General features: G+C 36.6%; 20 protein-coding genes and 1 pseudogene. 8 read left to right on the top strand and 13 right to left on the bottom strand.

Annotated elements, in window-relative coordinates; genetic code table 11:
* The first annotated feature begins 95 nt into the window (after positions 1-95).
* The 4 genes from lysA (at position 96) to AC4NPH_RS03180 (ending at position 4,388) form a co-directional block, all read left to right on the top strand.
* The gene (gene lysA / locus AC4NPH_RS03165; RefSeq protein WP_491938561.1) at positions 96-1,424 is read left to right on the top strand and encodes a diaminopimelate decarboxylase; all 1,329 of its coding nucleotides are present in this window, start codon (positions 96-98) and stop codon (positions 1,422-1,424) included.
* A 52-nt stretch (positions 1,425-1,476) separates the two neighbouring features.
* On the top strand, positions 1,477-2,739 hold the full coding sequence (locus AC4NPH_RS03170; RefSeq protein WP_013057044.1) for a dicarboxylate/amino acid:cation symporter: 1,263 nt from the start codon (positions 1,477-1,479) through the stop codon (positions 2,737-2,739).
* Between the two features lie 138 nt (positions 2,740-2,877).
* Positions 2,878-3,012, top strand: a complete 135-nt coding sequence (locus AC4NPH_RS03175) for a hypothetical protein (RefSeq protein WP_013057043.1) — start codon at positions 2,878-2,880, stop codon at positions 3,010-3,012.
* 464 nt (positions 3,013-3,476) lie between these two features.
* Complete coding sequence (locus AC4NPH_RS03180) at positions 3,477-4,388, top strand: LysR family transcriptional regulator (RefSeq protein WP_041816562.1); 912 nt, start codon at positions 3,477-3,479, stop codon at positions 4,386-4,388.
* A gap of 186 nt (positions 4,389-4,574) precedes the next feature.
* Here AC4NPH_RS03180 and AC4NPH_RS03185 read toward each other — a convergent pair whose 3' ends face one another.
* From AC4NPH_RS03185 to AC4NPH_RS03220, 8 genes are all read right to left on the bottom strand, one after another.
* A complete protein-coding gene (locus AC4NPH_RS03185) occupies positions 4,575-5,261 on the bottom strand; it encodes an O-methyltransferase (protein ID WP_035438961.1) in 687 nt (228 codons plus the stop codon).
* Positions 5,262-5,440: 179 nt separating this feature from the next.
* Positions 5,441-6,160, bottom strand: coding sequence for a pentapeptide repeat-containing protein (locus tag AC4NPH_RS03190; RefSeq protein WP_491938562.1), 720 nt, complete (start codon positions 6,158-6,160; stop codon positions 5,441-5,443).
* 18 nt (positions 6,161-6,178) lie between these two features.
* A complete protein-coding gene (locus AC4NPH_RS03195; RefSeq protein ID WP_013057038.1) occupies positions 6,179-6,508 on the bottom strand; it encodes a PadR family transcriptional regulator in 330 nt (109 codons plus the stop codon).
* 157 nt (positions 6,509-6,665) lie between these two features.
* Positions 6,666-7,244, bottom strand: a complete 579-nt coding sequence (locus AC4NPH_RS03200; RefSeq protein WP_491938563.1) for a GNAT family N-acetyltransferase — start codon at positions 7,242-7,244, stop codon at positions 6,666-6,668.
* Positions 7,245-7,433: 189 nt separating this feature from the next.
* Positions 7,434-7,907 carry a hypothetical protein gene (locus AC4NPH_RS03205; protein ID WP_013057036.1) on the bottom strand — a complete coding sequence of 158 codons (474 nt, stop codon included), beginning with the start codon at positions 7,905-7,907 and terminating at the stop codon, positions 7,434-7,436.
* Positions 7,908-8,151: 244 nt separating this feature from the next.
* Positions 8,152-9,612 (bottom strand): aminoacyl-histidine dipeptidase, encoded by a 1,461-nt coding sequence (locus tag AC4NPH_RS03210; RefSeq protein ID WP_013057035.1) that lies wholly within the window; start codon positions 9,610-9,612, stop codon positions 8,152-8,154.
* A gap of 194 nt (positions 9,613-9,806) precedes the next feature.
* Positions 9,807-10,583 (bottom strand): 3-hydroxybutyrate dehydrogenase, encoded by a 777-nt coding sequence (locus AC4NPH_RS03215; protein ID WP_013057034.1) that lies wholly within the window; start codon positions 10,581-10,583, stop codon positions 9,807-9,809.
* A gap of 19 nt (positions 10,584-10,602) precedes the next feature.
* A complete protein-coding gene (locus tag AC4NPH_RS03220) occupies positions 10,603-11,883 on the bottom strand; it encodes a GntP family permease (RefSeq protein WP_013057033.1) in 1,281 nt (426 codons plus the stop codon).
* A gap of 338 nt (positions 11,884-12,221) precedes the next feature.
* Here AC4NPH_RS03220 and AC4NPH_RS03225 point away from each other — a divergent pair, with 338 nt between their 5' ends.
* Positions 12,222-12,821 (top strand): DedA family protein, encoded by a 600-nt coding sequence (locus tag AC4NPH_RS03225; protein WP_013057032.1) that lies wholly within the window; start codon positions 12,222-12,224, stop codon positions 12,819-12,821.
* A gap of 35 nt (positions 12,822-12,856) precedes the next feature.
* Here AC4NPH_RS03225 and AC4NPH_RS03230 read toward each other — a convergent pair.
* Positions 12,857-12,958, bottom strand: a pseudogene (locus AC4NPH_RS03230) (hypothetical protein); the annotation flags it as partial.
* 124 nt (positions 12,959-13,082) lie between these two features.
* On the opposite strand from AC4NPH_RS03230, the gene AC4NPH_RS03235 reads away from it, so the two are divergent.
* The 3 genes from AC4NPH_RS03235 to AC4NPH_RS03245 all read left to right on the top strand — a co-directional run bounded on the left by AC4NPH_RS03235 (position 13,083) and on the right by AC4NPH_RS03245 (position 15,095).
* A complete protein-coding gene (locus tag AC4NPH_RS03235) occupies positions 13,083-13,853 on the top strand; it encodes an SDR family NAD(P)-dependent oxidoreductase (RefSeq protein WP_013057031.1) in 771 nt (256 codons plus the stop codon).
* Positions 13,854-14,025: 172 nt separating this feature from the next.
* Positions 14,026-14,166: a small, acid-soluble spore protein L gene (gene sspL, locus AC4NPH_RS03240; protein WP_013057030.1), complete on the top strand. Its 141-nt coding sequence runs from the start codon at positions 14,026-14,028 to the stop codon at positions 14,164-14,166.
* A gap of 257 nt (positions 14,167-14,423) precedes the next feature.
* Positions 14,424-15,095 carry an NAD(P)H-dependent oxidoreductase gene (locus AC4NPH_RS03245; RefSeq protein ID WP_013057029.1) on the top strand — a complete coding sequence of 224 codons (672 nt, stop codon included), beginning with the start codon at positions 14,424-14,426 and terminating at the stop codon, positions 15,093-15,095.
* A gap of 31 nt (positions 15,096-15,126) precedes the next feature.
* Here AC4NPH_RS03245 and AC4NPH_RS03250 read toward each other — a convergent pair whose 3' ends face one another.
* The 4 genes from AC4NPH_RS03250 to AC4NPH_RS03265 all read right to left on the bottom strand — a co-directional run bounded on the left by AC4NPH_RS03250 (position 15,127) and on the right by AC4NPH_RS03265 (position 17,602).
* A complete protein-coding gene (locus AC4NPH_RS03250) occupies positions 15,127-15,414 on the bottom strand; it encodes a hypothetical protein (protein WP_029321736.1) in 288 nt (95 codons plus the stop codon).
* 128 nt (positions 15,415-15,542) lie between these two features.
* Complete coding sequence (locus AC4NPH_RS03255; RefSeq protein ID WP_013057027.1) at positions 15,543-15,752, bottom strand: spore germination protein; 210 nt, start codon at positions 15,750-15,752, stop codon at positions 15,543-15,545.
* Between the two features lie 164 nt (positions 15,753-15,916).
* On the bottom strand, positions 15,917-16,585 hold the full coding sequence (gene fsa / locus AC4NPH_RS03260) for a fructose-6-phosphate aldolase (RefSeq protein ID WP_013057026.1): 669 nt from the start codon (positions 16,583-16,585) through the stop codon (positions 15,917-15,919).
* 276 nt (positions 16,586-16,861) lie between these two features.
* Positions 16,862-17,602 carry a metallophosphoesterase family protein gene (locus tag AC4NPH_RS03265; protein ID WP_013057025.1) on the bottom strand — a complete coding sequence of 247 codons (741 nt, stop codon included), beginning with the start codon at positions 17,600-17,602 and terminating at the stop codon, positions 16,862-16,864.
* Positions 17,603-17,844: the final 242 nt, after the last annotated feature.

Here is a 17,844-nt window from a genome sequence, read left to right on the forward strand (position 1 = left end):
CAAGACGCGTGAACATCACTTCACGGGTCTTTTTTGTGTTTTTCTACTGATCATCAAAGTTATAGTTGAATGATTTAAATGGAGGGATATGGATTATGTACTTACATGGAACGAGTAAAATTAACAGCAGCAATCATTTAGAAATTGGACAGTGCGATACGGTCGAACTGAAAAAACAATACGGCACTCCCCTATACATCTACGATCAAGAATTAATTGAGACGAAATGCAAGACCTTCCATTCAGCCTTCCAAAGAAGTGGATTTTCATATCAAATCGCCTATGCAGGGAAAGCCTTTCTTTGTATGGAAATGGCTAATCTTTTAACGAAGCTTGATATGTCATTAGATGTGGTCTCAGGAGGCGAATTATTTACAGCTCTTGAAGCGGGATATCCAGCTGAACGCATTCATTTTCACGGAAATAACAAAACGATTGAAGAAATTGAAATGGCTCTTGATGCGAATATCGGCTGCTTTGTTGTGGATAACTTCACCGAACTTGAAGTTTTGCATGCCTTAGCAGCTGAGCGCAAACAGAAAGCATCTATTCTTCTCCGTGTTACTCCAGGGATTGAAGCCCATACACACGAATATATTATGACCGGACAAGAAGACTCAAAGTTTGGATTTGGTCTTTCCAATGACCAAGCCATGAAAGCGGTAAGTTCTGCATTAGAAAAGCCTTATTATAATCTTTTAGGCATTCATTGTCATATTGGTTCGCAAATTTTTGAAGTAGATGGTTTTTCTCGCGCCATTGATATTTTAACTGATTTCTTATTCAATATTCGTGATAAAATGGACTTTGAAGTAAAAGTTTTAAACGTAGGTGGTGGTTTTGGTATTCGTTATACCGAAAGCGATTCTCCTCTTCCAGTTGAGTATTATGTAGATGCACTGACAGAAAAGCTAAGCCGTACGTTAACGGAACAAAATTATACCCTTCCGGAAGTCTGGATTGAGCCTGGAAGAAGCATCGTAGGAGAAGCGGGTACAACGCTTTATACAATTGGCTCAACGAAAGAGATTCCAGGTGTACGCAAATACGTGGGAATTGACGGGGGTATGACCGATAATATTCGTCCTGCTTTGTATGATGCAAAGCATGAAGCTGTCTTGGCTAATAGAGTGACGGATAAAAAAGATGAAACGGTATCGATTGCGGGGAAATGCTGTGAATCAGGAGATATGCTTATTTGGGATATCGATTTACCGCGCGTTAATCAAGGAGATTTATTAGCAGTTTCCTCTACAGGTGCCTACAACTATTCAATGGCTAGCAATTACAACCGCATTCCGCGCCCTGCTGTTGTATTTGTAAAGAATGGAGAAGCTCGTCTTGCTGTGGAGCGAGAAACATACGAAGATTTGGTGCGAAAAGATGTAAAGCCAGTCGTTACTACGTATGCAATGAGCAAATGATAGCTGTTCTTGCGTAGTAAAGAAGCTATTGTTGTTTGGAGGAAATATAACTATGGTTTTAAGTGTATTTAAAACGTACAGATCATCGCTTATTCTGCTTCTCGCTATTTTAATTGGCGGGATAGCAGGATATGCTATCGGGCCCGATGTAGCAGTCGTAAAGCCCTTTGGTGATTTGTTTCTTAATTTAATGTTCATGATTATCGTTCCCCTTGTCTTTTTTAGTGTGGCTTCGGCAATTGCAAACATGAACGAAATGAAACGTCTCGGTAAAATTATGCTAGGTATCGCCGTTGTGTTTATCGCTACTGCTGCTGTTTCAGCTGTTCTAGGCTTTTTAGGCGCGTCACTTTACAATCCGCTGCACAACGTAGATACTTCTGCGATTAAAGAATTAATGGGTGACAGTGAAAATACAGCTGAAAAAATGACGCTTTTAACTCAGCTTGTTAGTACCTTTACTGTACCTGATTTTGTTCAGTTATTTTCGAAAGAGCATATTTTACAATTAATTGTCTTTGCCGTCATTTTCGGTATTGCTACAACGATGGCCGGTGAAAAAGGACAGCCTATGGCGAAATTCCTGACTTCGGGTCAAGAAGTATCGATGAAGGTTGTTAAAATTGTGATGTACTATGCTCCAATTGGTTTAGGGTGCTATTTTGCTACTGTAGTAGGAGAACTAGGACCAAAGATCTTACAAGGGTACGCTAGAGCATTTATTCTTTATTTATTAATTGCAATCGTTTACTATTTCGGCTTCTTTACGCTATACGCATGGATTGCTGGCGGTAAAGCAGGAATTAAACTGTTCTGGAAAAATGCAGCTGCTCCTTCTATCACCGCTATTGCTACCTGTTCTTCTGCTGCATCTATTCCAGTCAATTTAGATGCAACAAAGAAAATGGGTGTGCCACTTGATATTGCTGAAACGGTGATTCCATTAGGAGCAAACACGCATAAAGATGGTTCTGTTATTGGCGGTATTCTAAAAATTGTTTTCTTATTCAGTTTGTTTGGAAAAGATATGACGTCTGCTACGAGCATTTTGAGTATTTTAGGTGTAGCCTTTTTAGTTGGAGCTGTAATGGGAGCAATCCCTGGAGGCGGTATGATTGGCGAAATGTTAATTATTACGATTTATGGATTTTCGCCAGAAGTTCTGCCCATTATTGCGGTCATTTCCACGATTATTGACGCCCCTGCTACCCTGTTAAATAGTACAGGAAATACAGTAACAGCAATGCTGGTTACAAGGTTTACAGAAGGAAAAGACTGGATTAACAAAATTATCACCACCGATAAAGTCGCCTAGTAAAAAAGCAAAGGGAACAGTCTTAGTGACTCTCCCTTTGCTTTTTTCGTGTGCAGTAATATCGATAGAGGTGTATAAAGTCTGTAAATACGCACATTCTATAGGTATGTTTCATAACCAGACTGGAGGTGTCGTCTAATGAGTAACGCTGCAGGAGGTTCAAAGAAGAATCAACCGAATGATGCAAATCACGTAAGTGCAGAAACAAAAGCTCATCAAAAACGTCTCACTGAACAAAACAAACAAGAGCATCAGGCTGAAGAGCGAAAATAAAATTACGTCAAAGAACGCAGGGCCTGTGCCAAACGTTCTTTGACGTAATTTTATTTTTAGAGAGAGCTTCATACCGTCACTCGTTATAGGTCTATCGTACAACCTCCTTTCGAACTTTTACATATTCTATTAGTAGGTTTGTAAAAGGAGGAATGGTATGATGTTTTCCTGGCTAGAGATTACAGCCGCAGCATGTGGACTTTCAGTTGTTTTAATCAGTTTTGCATTTTTGCCCGAACGCACATGCAAAAATCTTTATATCCCCCATCAGCTAATAGCAAAATCTATGTTTCTCTATAAAAAAATTATTCGTTTTATAAATCAATTTCGACAGAAACTTTAGTTCATTTCCTTTCCCTGTTTTTATTCATTGGATATAATCAGCACATTTACAGTAAATAATTTAATGGTTAAAATAAAGAGTAAAGAAAAAGGATAAGCAGTTTGCAGAAATGGAGTTTCACATGGAAATCAGAGACTTAGAATACTTTATAGAGGTAGCGAATCATAAAAATTTTACAAAGGCAGCGCTGCAAGTTCATTTGTCACAAACGGCTTTAAGTAAAGCCGTCAAAAAAGTAGAAAATGAACTAGGATTTGAGCTTCTTGATCGTTCAACAAGAGAATTAAAGCTAACCGATGCAGGAGAAGTCGTGTATCATCAGGCAACTAAAGCTCTGTCGGTGTTAAAAGACATGCCTCACTTGTTGGGAGATTTAGTGAACTTGCAAACAGGGCAAATCAAGATGGGAGTCCCTCCGCTCATCGGGACCTTGTTTTTCCCGAAGATTGCAAAAGCATTTAATGAACAATACCCTAAAGTATCTCTAGAGCTTATTGAATTTGGAGCAAAAAAAATTGAAGCACTTGTGGAAGAGGCTGGTGTAGATATGGGGATTGTTATGCTTCCTCTCACAAGCGTTCATGATGAACATTTTCACGTATACCCGTTCGTTAAGGAGAGATTCCTTTTATACGCGCATAAAAACCATCCTTTAGCGAAACGTTCTTCCGTCTGGATGAAAGAATTGGAGCATGAAAAATTCATTATGTTCAGTGAAGAATTTACGCTGCACGACCGGTTAATTCAAGATGCTTTAAAATCAGGCTTTGTGCCTTCTATAGCGTATAAAAGTTCTCAATGGGATTTAATTATTGAATTAACAGCGGCAGAACTAGGTATTGCTATTTTACCCGAATCGCTTTATGCCAAAGTGAAAGATCCCAATATTACTACCGTACCTATTGCAGATCCTGAAATGATGTGGGAACTTGGAATTATTCTGTTAAAAGAACGCTACAGTTCATTCGCTGTACGAGAATTGATTAATTTTTTAACCGAAAAACAAATGACAGATAAATTGGGGCCCATTTAAAAAGAGTCTGGAACAAAAGTATGTTAGTTGAAGGACCATCCGAACGAGTTTGGTTGAGAATCCAACTCGTTCGGATTTTTTTAGGGTGATGATGAACGTAGGTTTCATGTATGTATTTGATTCTAGCTGTTGATTGGATGGGTTTAGTTATGTCTCCGTCTCTTTTTAGGTGTAATACAAATTTTATCATTCAACAATCCCTACAATGAATCCATCATAGCCTTTGCTTCCAACGGTTTGTATAGCCGTGGCGCTGATTCGTTTTTCTTGAGCCAGAGCATTCATAAATTGACGAATTCCCTTTACATTTTCATCTTCACTTTCTGAGTTCACCACATGCCCTTGACGAACAACATTATCACAAATAATCAGACTTCCTCTTTTCGATAATTCTAGAGCCCACTTTAAGTAATTTGGGTTATTCGGCTTGTCAGCATCAATAAAGATAAGATCAAACGGATCTGTTCCCCTATCTTTTAATACAGCTAATGTATCAAGCCCGGGGCCGACAATGACTTCTACTAAGTGGCTTACTCCCGCTCTTTTTAAATTAGCTCTTGCTACTTCTGCATGATGAGCGCTTAATTCGAGCGTAATCAGCTGCCCGTCTTTCGGAAGAGCTCTGGCTAGCCAAATCGTGCTGTACCCTCCAAGAGTACCAATTTCCAAAATGCGTTTAGCTCCTTTTAATGAAGCTAACAAATGCAGAAACTTTCCTTGACTAGGCGATACGTCGATGGCAGGTAATTCAGCTTCTTGATTTGCCTTCAATACCTCATCAAGAATAGGGTCAGGTTGTATAAGCTTATCATTCATATAAAGATCCACTTCATTCCAAATTTCATATATAGACATTTCCATACTCCTCCACATAAGTGATAAAAGCTTTATTATTTCAAAGATACGAATATGTTCTTCTCATATTCAGCTTGTTACCGTAATCGTTCGTATTATGAATGTGTTCTAGCTCTCTCATAAACTATCCTGCTCGCTCTTAAAAAGAATTGTTATATGTCCATAAAAAAAGACCTTCAGAGAGGTCTTTTTTATCTTTAAATAATCGTAACTTTACTAAGATCTATCTTGGCACTTTTTAAAAAGTTATATGTCAATTTATCCATTTTTGCACCTTCAAAATCGGATTTCTTTAAATCTGATCCTCGAAACTGTACATTTAGCAAAGTTGCGTTGCGAAATGAGGCTTTTTTTAATGATGTTCCTTCAAAGATTGTTCCGTTAAATGTTTCTTCGTCAAATACAATGTCTGTTAAATTACATTGCTTAAAGTACGTGTTGTCATAGATACAGCCTTTAAAACTAGCCTGTTTAAAATTTGCCCATTTAAATTGTACGCCTGTCAAATTAACCTGATGAAATATTGCTTTCGTTAAATTGCTGCTTTTAAACATGCTGTCTGTAAGATCTGCGTAGCTAAAATCAGATTCATTCAAATTACTTGCATTAAATTTCCCTTTATACACCGATACAGAACGAAAATCAGATTTTGTAAGCTCGGTCTTTGAAAAATCCATAGGGACGGTTTGCTTTAATTCCTTTGTTTCTACATTTATTGATTGAATCAGTTCTGTGATATCACCGATAGAATTGATTGTCATATAATAAGCCTGTTCTTCATTATACCCGTCTTTTTTGTAATCTGTAAATTTTTCCTGCAAGTTCTGTGATAGTTCTTCTTCTAGATCTTGAACATTTTTTACATCCTGATAAGGAGCCAAAATGTTATGCACATGATTTTTTATTTTTTCGTTCATTTATAACATCATCCTTTCTTACAACAATAAATCAATAATTTTTTTCGCTTGCTCCCAGTTTTCTTTGTTTTGTTTATATACGCTTTTTCCTTGTTCTGTAATTTTATAGTATTTTCTGCGACCGCCTTGTACAGCATCTCCCCAGTAAGAAAGAATATGACCGTCTTTTTCCAGGCGCTTCAAGCTTGAATACATTGTGGCTTCTTTTAATTCATACTGCTCTTTAGAGTAGGTATAAATAAGCTTACTAATTTCATAACCATACTTATCTCCGCTGAGAAGTAATTTCAAAATCATTGTATCTGTATGTCCCCGAAGTAAATCTGAAGACATTTTTGCATATACCAAAGTATCACCTCTTTATGTATAATTTAAATCATATTACTATGACAGTCAAGGTATTATATTCAATAAAATACACTAATTTATAATTGAACATATGTAAACAGCTTAACCAGTAGAAAATAGCCGGTAGAAACGTACCGGCTATTTTCTAGGAGAGACCTTATTCTTCGTTATAACTGAGCTTAAATACTATCGGCGTACTTTCTGCTGATATTTTCCAAACCATGTGATGATACCCCTTGCTCCAGTAATCTTTTATTAAATAATCAGGGATTCCAAATATGTTTTTCCATACTTCCTGAGCATTTTTGTATCCGCTGTCCAAACAAATTTTTTTAATTTCTTTGCTTTGAAGCGTAAGCAGCATAGTATGTAAAAGCAGTGTCCCTATACCTTTTCTTTGGTACTTTGGATGAACAAAAACTGTGCCGATTTCAATCCATCCTTGCAGCTCTCCTTTTGTACACGCCGTAATTAATTCACTAGCAGGACCATATTCGATACATCCAATAATCTTATTGGTGCACTTATCTATTCCAAGCCAAAAGAATCGATGTTTTCCACCGCTATCGAGGTCACTTTTTAAATATTGTTCTTTACTTTCAATTTCTATTTGTATATCGTTCACCATGTCAGATAGACCCTCTTTATGAAAGGTATCTGTGATTACTTCATTAAAAAGCTCGTGGAGTTCTGCGCTGTCTTCTATTTTTGGTCTTCTTATTTCAATATGATGCAATGTTCATTCCTCCTTGTTATTTTGTTATTTCACGTCAGAATATGAAGCTTTACCATTATTATTTGTTATTTATCAATCTATGTTGATAATCCTTTTCTCTTTCTACTGTTTTTCCAATAAAAAAGCACGAGAAACTTTGAGTTCTCGTACTTTTTTATAATATGGATTCTACTTTTCTATTGGGAAATGTTAATACTGATTCACAAAGCTCTGGATTTTACATACGAATTCAGAAAGATTCTCCTTTATCTCTTTATCCTCTGTTTTCTCTACTTGCTCCTGTATGGCATCAATCATTAAACGTGCTCTTTTAGGATCTATAGAGGCCGGCTGGCTGCTGTTGTTTGATAGACTTTTCAAAATTTGATTAGTCATTTTGTTTTTATCATGAATATAAAATAATATTTGAGGAACTTGATTAATTAACAAATTTACGTATCTGCGAAACTCCTCTATCTCATATAATTCTCTTGAATTACCTTTAAAGCCATCAACGGAAAGCATAAGACTCTGGTAGCCTTTATCACTGCGTTGATTAAGTGTTTTAATCACTTTCAAAAACCGATCGAACTTTAGATAACGTATTTCGTCTTTCCTTAATTCTAAAAATTCAATTTCTCCTTTTTCCAAAAAGGGATCTTTGATAAGACTATTATCATTCATATACATTCTCTCCCTACTAATTTATTAGTTGCAGAGCTTGTTTTGAATTCATTTGTCTATCGTTTTAGTAATTGTTTACCTCTTTTAGGCCCGTTTTAAAACCTTTATTTGTAAAACGCTTACATAAATGTTCTCATTTGCCTGACGTGTTGACGGAATTCTGATTATTATCCGATAAATGACGAATGAAAAAGAGCTCCTTTACAGAAGCTCTTTTTTTAAAATTATAGGGATGCTGATAACTTTATATCTTATTTGCTTCTTTTAATACTGCTAATAAGTATTCCCATGTCTTAATAGTAGACGGAATGCTCAGGTGTTCATCAGGTGTATGAACGTCGTACATATCGGGACCGAGCGAAATGGCGTCTAATCCAGGGATTTTTTCCAGGAAAATACCGCATTCAATTCCAGCATGGATGGCGATGATCTCCGCCTCTTCCCCATACTTTTCTTTGTAAACCTTTTTACATAATTCACGAATTTTTGAATCCCCATTGTACGCCCATTCAGGGTAATTACCTTTTGTTTCAACTCTTCCTCCGACTACTTGAGCAAGTATGTGCACTTGACTTACTATTTTTTCTTTTAAGCTTTTTACTGAGCTGCGGATTTCATTTTGAAAAACAATCTCTGACTCTGTCGTCGTAATCACACCTAAGTTGGTAGAAGATTCTACTAATTCTTCGATATTCATACTCATGCTTTGAACGCCGTTTGGTGTTAGCATAATGGCTTGTACAATTCGTTCTGTCGTTTCTTTTGTAAAACATTTCTCAACGGAAGAAGATTTGTTTATTTTCACATATACGCTCGGATCAGCCGCTTGTAATTCATTTTTTACTATTTCGTTCCACTCACGAATCTTATTTTCTAGCTTTCCTACCTCAGAAGGCTCAACTGATAGAATTGCTTCTGATTCACGGGGAATCGCATTTGATTTTAATCCTCCACTAATGCTGCTTAAAGAATAGGGAAGTTCTTGTTGTAAATCATATAAAACTCTCCCTAGCAGTTTATTAGCATTTCCTCTTTCTTTATCAATTTCCATTCCAGAATGTCCGCCGCGCAATCCACCGATGCTTAAGCTATATGTTTCTGAGTTATCGGAAGACGATTCCCAGTCTACGGGAATACGAAGCACGCCTTTTACCCCGCCTGCGCTGCTGACAAGCAGCTTTCCATCTTCTTCTGTATCAAGGTTAATAAAGATTTTCCCTTCAAAATGAGCTGGATTTACAGCAATGGCTCCGCCCATAGTTGTTTCTTCCTCAGTAGTAATGACTACTTCAAGAGAAGGGTGAGCTATATCATGAGCATCTAGTAAAGCCAGTGCATATGCAACGGCAATCCCGTTGTCAGCTCCTAGCGTAGTACCATTTGCATAAAGCATATCTTCCACAATTCGCAGTTGAAGCGGATCTTTTTCGAAATCATGCACAGTTCCTTTATTTAACTCGCATACCATGTCCATATGTCCTTGCAAAATGATGGCTGGAGCATGTTCATACCCTTTAGTTGCCGGCTTTTTAATAATTACATTTAAAGCCTCGTCTTGTATAACTTCAAGGCTTCTTTCTTTTGCAAAAGAAACTAAATAGTCACTAATTTTCTTTTCATTTCCAGATTCTCTAGGAATAGCTGAAATTTCGTTAAAAAAATAAAAAACCGGATGTTTAATTAATTCATTTACTGTTTGCACCATATGTATCATCCTTTCTAATCTGTAGGCTTTTTTATCATACTATTTATCTTTACAGGAGAAATAGTATAAGGCTTCTTTTATGTATCGCCTAGTTATATTTTAACGTTGATTAACTCGATAGAATAGATATAACATAAAAAAGCATAAAGGAGCTCATTAGACTCCTTTATGTTTTTAATGACTTATTCTATTTTTTATTGAGCTGTATATCCGCCGTCCATTACTACCGCTTGACCAGTTACACCTTTTGCTTTATCACTCGCTAAGAAAATAGCATAGTCAGCAATTTCGCTCACGTCTAGTAATCTTTTTTGAGGGACTAAAGGATAAATAACTTCTTCAAGCACGCTCTCTAATGGTACATTTCTTGTTTTAGCTAAACCATCTAACTGACCTCTCACTAGTGGTGTATCCACATAGCCAGGACAAAGTGCATTCACCGTAATACCGTGTGCTGCGCCTTCAAGAGCAGCTACTTTTGTTAGCCCAATTACACCGTGTTTAGCACTGTTATAAGCTGCTTTGCCCGCAAAACCGATTAAACCGTTGATAGAAGAAACGTTAATAATACGTCCGAACCCTTGTTTTTTCATAATCGGAAACGCGTGCTTAATCGCCATAAATGGAGCTGTTAGCATAATTTTGATCATTAACTCATATTTTTCAGTTGGAAACTCTTCGATTGGAGAAACATGCTGCAAGCCAGCGTTATTAATGAACGTATGAACCGCTCCAAAATGCGCGTTTGCTGTTTCAATTAAATGTTTGATTTCTTCTTCTTTTGTTACATCGGCTTTGACACCAAGCGCTTCAAATCCAGCTTCACGAAGATTTTGTGCTGCAGCTTCTACAGCAGCTTGATCAATGTCGGATAACACAATTTTTCCACCGTTTTCTGCGAATCGTTTACCTATTTCAAACCCAATTCCTCTTGCTGCTCCTGTGATTACAATTACTTGATTTTCAACCATGTGTATTCTCCTCCTGTTTTTAAATAATACTGGCTGCCGCTAATGCGACTCCTGCAAATAAAGCGATTGTTGGAATGATAAATGCAACAACAAATACGTCTTTATAGGTTTCTTTATGCCGAAGACCAGTTACGGCTAACAGCGTTAACAACGCACCGTTATGCGGTAAGATAGATGCACCTGACGCAACGCTTGCAATACGGTGCAGAGCGTCAGCACTTAAATTCGTCGTTTGAGACAAGTGATACCACGTATCTCCTAATGCTTGAAGCGCAATACCCATACCGCCGGATGCTGAACCCGTGATCATCGCTAGCACTTGAACACTTAACGCTTCTGAAACGAGCGGATTACTCGAAACATTTAGCAACACATGCGTGACATCTTTAAAATCTGGAACTGCTGTAATAACCGAGCCAAAACCTACTGCTGCACTCGTATTAATAACAGCCATCACGGATCCTTTTGCTCCTTCATTTATAGAAGAAATAAACTTCTTATAATGTTTAAAATTAATAAGTAAAATAGAAAAAATACCAATTAATAACGAAACGATAGGCTCCCATTTTAAAACGTTTAATGCCACGACAACGACAATCAGCGGTAAAATAGCTAATATTACATTCATCGAGTCCTGCTCTTCACTCGCTGCGACTGATGATTCATTAGGCTCGGTAAACCCTTGATTTTTAGTTTTTAATTTTTTATCGCGATAAGCTAACCATAAATATCCTCCCACCGCCATAATAAGACCTGAGACCATTCCAATAATCGAACCGGACATTGCATTGGTTTTAAATGTAGCAGTCGGGATCAGATTTTGAATTTGAGGCGTACCTGGAATCGCTGTCATTGTAAACGTAAATGCTCCGAGTGCAATGGTTGCTGGCAGTAAATTTCGCGATACGTTAGCTTCTCGAAATAGCGCGATTGCTAAAGGATAAATCGCAAAGACAACAACGAATAGACTCACTCCGCCGTATGTCAAAATAGCTGAAGCAATCAGCACCCCTAAAATGGCTCTTTTACTTCCAAATAATTTAGCAATACGCTGCGCCAACGATTTAGCTGCGCCTGTATCTTCCATTAGCTTTCCAAAGACGGCTCCTAATAAAAAGATGGGGAACCATTTTGCAGCGAAATCTACAAACCCTTCCATATACACATCTGTATAAGTAGGCAGTACTTTTAAACCGCTAAAATAAGCAACGAACGTAGCTACAACAGGCGCCACCCAGATAATAGACCACCCTAGATAAGCAAAAAACATCAACAATAACAATCCTACAATAATAACCACACGGTAACCTCCTTTCCTTTTTAATACATATACATAATGGATTATTTCACAACACCACAAGTTTACACCCGTTAGTTTTATAAGTAAAATGAATAAAAGGAATCAAAACCATGAATAAAAGTCGTAGTTTATTTAAAAATCCACACTCGATTATTTTCCCCCTATAATTTTACTCTGAGTAGAAGCTATAAAATACATTTCCTTCCTTTTTCCTTGTACAAGCTAAGTTTTTTTCTTTCACATCCCGCTTTCTTCCTGTATTTTCTTTTCTTTTATAAGTTTTTCCGAACATATAGATGGGTATTTGAATGTTATGACACAGAAAAAGAGGCGATCTTATGCTACATTTCATAACAGACTTACTGAAACAATTTGGAATTTGGGGACTTTTAAGCGGACTGGCCATTGAGGCTTCCTCCCTGCCGTTTCCTGGTTCTCTTCTCACCCTTACCTACGGATACTTATTAAACATGCACATAGTGAAATTATTATTAATCGCTTTTGCAGGAAGCGCCGTTTATACAGCTTTTAGCTTTATACCTTATGGGATAGGCTATAAATTAGAGGATAAGGTAAAGAAAAAATTATCAAAGAAGAAAAAAGCATTTGAGAAATCACAAAAATGGTTTAAAAAATGCGGATTATGGAGTATTGCGATTGCTCGTCCTTTAGGGCTCGGCAACTACATTTCCTACCTTTCAGGGCTATCTAAAGTGAAACCTATGCCGTTTGCTCTGCTCACATTTCTTGGTATCTTTCCTTTAAATATTGCCATGCTTTGGTTAGGACAAATTGGAAACTTTAAGTCCATTCAATCTTTTATCTCAGATGCACAAACCTATATTTTAATTGCAGCGGTAGTGGCCGTATGCGGATTTTTAATTTATAAGTTCTATTTTAAAAAAAGCAGCTGCAGCGAACAGTCTAGTTCAATGTAAGAGTATAAAAAAAGACCCCTTGGGGTCTTTTTTTATTAAATAGAAATAACACCTAAAATTAATGCAGCTATTGTCATCACTGCCGTAGTTCCTAGCGCCCACTTAATTAAAAATCGTTGCAAATCACTGAAGTTTAGCACCCAACTTCAAATGTTTATAAACATACTTCTAAAGGGAAAAATAAATCGAATAAACGCTTGACTTAAAGTATACTTTAACAATTATAATCAATTCGAAAACATCGAAAATGGAGGAATCAACATGAAATATACAGTAATCACTGGCGCAAGTTCAGGAATTGGATATGAAACAGCTTTAGCTTTTGCAGCACGTGGAAAAAATCTTATATTGGCTGCACGTAGAGAGGACAAGCTAGAAGAGTTAAAAAGAAAAATTGAAGAACTGAACCAAGATGTAAATGTTATTGTCCAGTCGGTTGATTTATCCGTGGCAGAAAATGCTCATACGTTTTATGAGTCACTCAAAGAGTATGAATTAGAAACTTGGATTAACAATGCTGGATTCGGAAACTTTGCTTCTGTCGGTGAACAAAAATTAACTAAAATTGAAACAATGCTTCATTTAAATATCGAAGCCTTAACCATTCTTTCTTCTCTATTTGTAAGAGATTATGAAAACGTTGCAGGTACCCAGCTTATTAATGTCTCTTCTGGAGGCGGCTACACCATTGTTGCTGATGCAGTCACTTATTGCGCAACAAAATTCTACGTAAGTGCATTTACAGAAGGTCTTTCTCAAGAATTAAAAGGGAGAGGAGCAAAAATGCAGGCTAAGGTTCTAGCTCCGGCGGCTACTGAAACAGAATTTGCACAGCGTTCGATGGATATGAGTGATTTTGAATACGAAGGACGAGTACCTAAGTTTCATACGTCAAAAGAAATGGCTGCTTTTATGCTGGATCTTTATGATAGCAATAAAACGGTAGGACTTGTAGATGGAGTGACTTACAAATTTCAATTAAAAGATCCTATCTATCCATACGCAGACAGAGCGACAAGCTCAGATTCTTAAACAAAAAACACTCTTCCAAGGGTGTTTTTTTATGGCCGTTTAAATGAGTAACTATCTTGTTTATGTAATGAAGATGCTTAAAGATAATCTTTTCCTATTTATCTTTCCACGCTTTACTTCTTGATTTTTGTTTCACTTTTTTGCACATACTAACCGAACGGAGGTGACGAAAATGGGTACAAAAAAATCTGCTAACCGCGGTCAAGTAGCTCCTGGTGTTAACCCTCAAGGACACGGAAAAGATGTTGAATTTTCAACAGAACCGAAAAGTGAACTTGAAAACAAAGCGAAAAAATCAAACACCAAAATTTAATTAAAAAGGAGAAGAGTACTCTTCTCCTTTTTCTCCCTCTTAACTATTTTTTCAAAAACAAACTCCCCAGATCGTTTCCTCCTTTCTGCTTCTTATAAAATTGGATCAACAGTATAAAAAAGTATACTATACAACAAAAATGTGCGTACTTGTTAGAATGATTTATATAATTTATGATAAATCTGCAAACGGATTTTATGACAAATTGTATGTTAACAGTTCATCACTAAATATTTTTACAGAAAGGTTGTTTACACATGAACAATACAGATAAAAAACAAGAAATTTTAGACGCATTTAACTTTCGTCATGCTACAAAAGAGTTTGATCCAACGAAGAAAATTTCCGATGAAGATTTCCAATTCATTTTAGAAACAGGGCGCTTATCTCCAAGCTCAGTAGGTTATGAGCCGTGGAAGTTTTTAGTCGTTGAAAATAAAGATTTAAAAGAAAAATTAAAAGCTGTTTCTTGGGGAGCACAAGGTCAAATTCCTACAGCAAGTCATTTTGTTATTATTCTTTCTCGCACAGACGCAAGATATGACTCTGAATATGTATTGGATCTTCAGAAAAACGTAAAAGAAATGCCCGATGATGTATTAGAGACATTAATGCCTCGTTATAAAGATTTCCAAGAAAATGATTTTCACTTGTTCGAAAGCAAGCGAGCGCTTTTTGATTGGGCTAGCAAACAATCTTATATTGCACTAGCTAATATGATGACATCAGCTGCTCAAATTGGTATTGATTCTTGTCCGATTGAAGGATTTAACTATGACCAAGTACATGAAATTCTAAAAGAAGAAGGATTACTAGAAGACGGTAAGTTTGATATTTCCGTTATGGTTGCGTTCGGCTACCGAATTCATGAACCTAAACGTGGAAAAACGAGAAGAAGTATGGATCAAGTTGTACAGTGGATAAAATAGTAACAAAAAAAAAGAAGGGCTGACAGCAATGTCACCCCTTCTTTTTTATATCTTTATATGCTGCTATAAAGGCAGCAGGATCGGTGTGTATGGTATAAGCGAACATCCCTTGATTTGTATGTAAGTATAAAAAGCCGCTTTCTTTTGAAACGCATTTGTAAGAGATATCAAATATGCTGTTAATGTGAAAGCAATCATTCTCTGTTTGAATATTATCAGTATATAAGCACATGTCTTTTGAATGCTGAATCGTCACCTTTTGTGTTCGTTTTATTTTTCTTTCAACGTATGTATAAGGAATAATAGAAATAATGCTCATAGCACCGCTCAAACCCCTCCCTCATGAATGTTTTTCTTTTAAAAGCCAAAACAACTTGTTAACAAAACTCTATCACTTACCAAAAAACAATTCCAGAAATACTCTTTCTGGAATTGTTTTCAAGATTGTTACTCTTTATTTTCTTCACCTTTACAAAAGTCGATATTACTGTTTGTCATAGAGGCAATAGCAGGAGAGCCGTTTCCAAACGAAAAACAAGCTCCTACCGATTTTGTATTTGCCGTGTGACTATTTTGTACAACACAGCCTACGCTTACATTCGAATTGTCTTTTAACCCGTTAGTCACGATATTCTCAATGTTAATAATACAGCCCAATTTAACACCTCTTTCGTTTCTATTAACGTATGTCATCTCTGCATATATGTATAGGATGTTCGCCTATTAATGATAAGTTGTTTGCTGAAAAATAGAAAAAAAGAATCTTCGTATACCCTTTAAGCAGAGAAGACACTAAAATGATGTCTTCTCCTTAAGTGAATTTAACTTTTTACAGCTTTTTCCCAGTCTGATGCAAATTTTTCAATTCCTTGTTCTGTTAACGGGTGTTTTACTAATTGTTCAATTACGGCATACGGAATTGTAGCAATATGAGCCCCAGCAAGAGCTACTCGCGTGACGTGATCTGGGTGTCTGACTGACGCTGCTATAATTTGTGAGTCAATGTGCTGAATTCGAAATAGCTCTGCAATTCGAGATACCAGATAAACACCGTCTTCTGAAATATCGTCTAAGCGTCCTAAAAATGGCGATACGTATGTGGCACCGGCACGCGCTGCTAGAAGCGCTTGATTCACTGTAAAAATTAACGTTACGTTTGTTTTTACGCCTTTTTTAGCTAGATAACGGGTTGCTTCCAATCCAGCAATGGTCATAGGAAGTTTAATCGTTATATTTTTGTCTCCTCCATTAATTTTTATAAGCTCTTCTGCTTGAGCAATCATGTCATCTGCTGTTACTGTGTCGGGCGTGACTTCTGCTGAAACGGATTCTACTTCCGGGACGGTTTTTAAAATTTCTTCGATGCGATCTTCAAACTTTACGCCTTCTTTAGCTACTAGGGAAGGGTTTGTGGTAACACCTGATAATACCCCAATTTTATAAGCTTTTTTAATATCTTCCAGGTTAGCTGTATCAATAAAAAATTTCATCATGTATTCCTCCACTCGTTATGTTAAAAACAGCTTTTCAGGGGCGTTTTTGCATGATTTTATGTTCAAATGGAATTGCCCTCTTCATATTGTCTTCATAAAATAAAATTTATTTCCTTTCAAATGCTGTATGTTTTTCTCCAAGTTTTCCCTCCCTTAAATTCATCGGAATAACTTTTATTTGCATGTATCATACTAATGATGTTGAAAAACCCCTCATATACCCCACTAAAAAACCTTCAGTATTTATGCTGAAGGTTGAGATACATTCTATTCTTAATTTTTTAGTCCTCTATAGCGAGCTGTTTTTAATTCTTGAACGTAGGGTTCAAAATCCGGCATCTCTACAGATCTCGCCAATTCTATTGCTTTTTCAATATCGTATGGAATACGCACAAATTGAATAGAAAATGCTGAAGGGCTTTCGTCTTGATCGTTTCCTTCTAAGATAAGATAGGAAGCTTGCGGTAAATCAAGCGGGTTTCCTACACTTCCTACATTGCATAGCGTTTTCCCTTTAATATGTTGAATAAATGCATTATGTACATCTCCGTAACAGATAACATCCGGCTCTCTTGATCCTTTTATATTTTCCGTATATTCCGTATTAGCAAATAGACTAAGGCGCTTTTCAAGTGAATCCCAGGGTTGAATTCGATCATAAAGACTTCTAGGTGAAGCGTGAAACATTCTAATTAATTTTCCGCTCATCATAAACTCAACGGAAAAAGGAAGTTCCTTTAAGTATGCCTCTTGGGTTGAACTTAACTTCTTTTGATGCCATTTTAACGCTTCAAATTCCGCAGGCTTTGTAATAAAGTCATCCCAGTTTCCCATTACTGTTACTTCGCACTTTTCTTTTATGATATCAATCGTTTTACTTGAATCCGGTCCTTTTCCTACTAAATCACCTAGACAAATGATGCGATGGATATCTCGTTGTTGTATGTCAGCTAAAACTGCTTCTAATGCAGGAAGATTTCCGTGGATATCTGAAATAACAGCAATTTTGTCCATTGATTCCTCCACTCCTTTTTCATATGTATGTATTCAATTCTTTTCTTTATTATAACATTTTATAATAAGACCGTTTACTAAAACGGGTCCTCTTCATTTAACAAACAATGGTATAATCCGAACGGACATAAAAGGGAGGAATAAGAAGTGGATTTTTATAGATCAAGAAGAAATCTGTCTTCCTTATTTATTAACATAAAATAAAGGAGTACTGTAATATATTTATACGAGTACTCCTTTAT

The organism is Priestia sp. MDV22-iso46, assembly GCF_058629175.1.

What these genes read in the sequence shown, in the direction of transcription:
- AC4NPH_RS03170 (WP_013057044.1), top strand. Translation starts at nt 1,477, where the DNA reads ATGGTTTTAAGTGTATTTAAAACGTACAGATCATCGCTTATTCTGCTT.
- sspL (WP_013057030.1), top strand. Translation starts at nt 14,026, where the DNA reads ATGGGTACAAAAAAATCTGCTAACCGCGGTCAAGTAGCTCCTGGTGTT.
- AC4NPH_RS03210 (WP_013057035.1), bottom strand. Translation starts at nt 9,612, where the DNA reads ATGGTGCAAACAGTAAATGAATTAATTAAACATCCGGTTTTTTATTTT.
- AC4NPH_RS03225 (WP_013057032.1), top strand. Translation starts at nt 12,222, where the DNA reads ATGCTACATTTCATAACAGACTTACTGAAACAATTTGGAATTTGGGGA.
- AC4NPH_RS03185 (WP_035438961.1), bottom strand. Translation starts at nt 5,261, where the DNA reads ATGTGGAGGAGTATGGAAATGTCTATATATGAAATTTGGAATGAAGTG.
- AC4NPH_RS03245 (WP_013057029.1), top strand. Translation starts at nt 14,424, where the DNA reads ATGAACAATACAGATAAAAAACAAGAAATTTTAGACGCATTTAACTTT.
- AC4NPH_RS03265 (WP_013057025.1), bottom strand. Translation starts at nt 17,602, where the DNA reads ATGGACAAAATTGCTGTTATTTCAGATATCCACGGAAATCTTCCTGCA.
- AC4NPH_RS03175 (WP_013057043.1), top strand. Translation starts at nt 2,878, where the DNA reads ATGAGTAACGCTGCAGGAGGTTCAAAGAAGAATCAACCGAATGATGCA.
- fsa (WP_013057026.1), bottom strand. Translation starts at nt 16,585, where the DNA reads ATGAAATTTTTTATTGATACAGCTAACCTGGAAGATATTAAAAAAGCT.
- AC4NPH_RS03250 (WP_029321736.1), bottom strand. Translation starts at nt 15,414, where the DNA reads ATGAGCATTATTTCTATTATTCCTTATACATACGTTGAAAGAAAAATA.
- AC4NPH_RS03190 (WP_491938562.1), bottom strand. Translation starts at nt 6,160, where the DNA reads ATGAACGAAAAAATAAAAAATCATGTGCATAACATTTTGGCTCCTTAT.
- AC4NPH_RS03180 (WP_041816562.1), top strand. Translation starts at nt 3,477, where the DNA reads ATGGAAATCAGAGACTTAGAATACTTTATAGAGGTAGCGAATCATAAA.
- lysA (WP_491938561.1), top strand. Translation starts at nt 96, where the DNA reads ATGTACTTACATGGAACGAGTAAAATTAACAGCAGCAATCATTTAGAA.
- AC4NPH_RS03215 (WP_013057034.1), bottom strand. Translation starts at nt 10,583, where the DNA reads ATGGTTGAAAATCAAGTAATTGTAATCACAGGAGCAGCAAGAGGAATT.
- AC4NPH_RS03235 (WP_013057031.1), top strand. Translation starts at nt 13,083, where the DNA reads ATGAAATATACAGTAATCACTGGCGCAAGTTCAGGAATTGGATATGAA.
- AC4NPH_RS03205 (WP_013057036.1), bottom strand. Translation starts at nt 7,907, where the DNA reads ATGAATGATAATAGTCTTATCAAAGATCCCTTTTTGGAAAAAGGAGAA.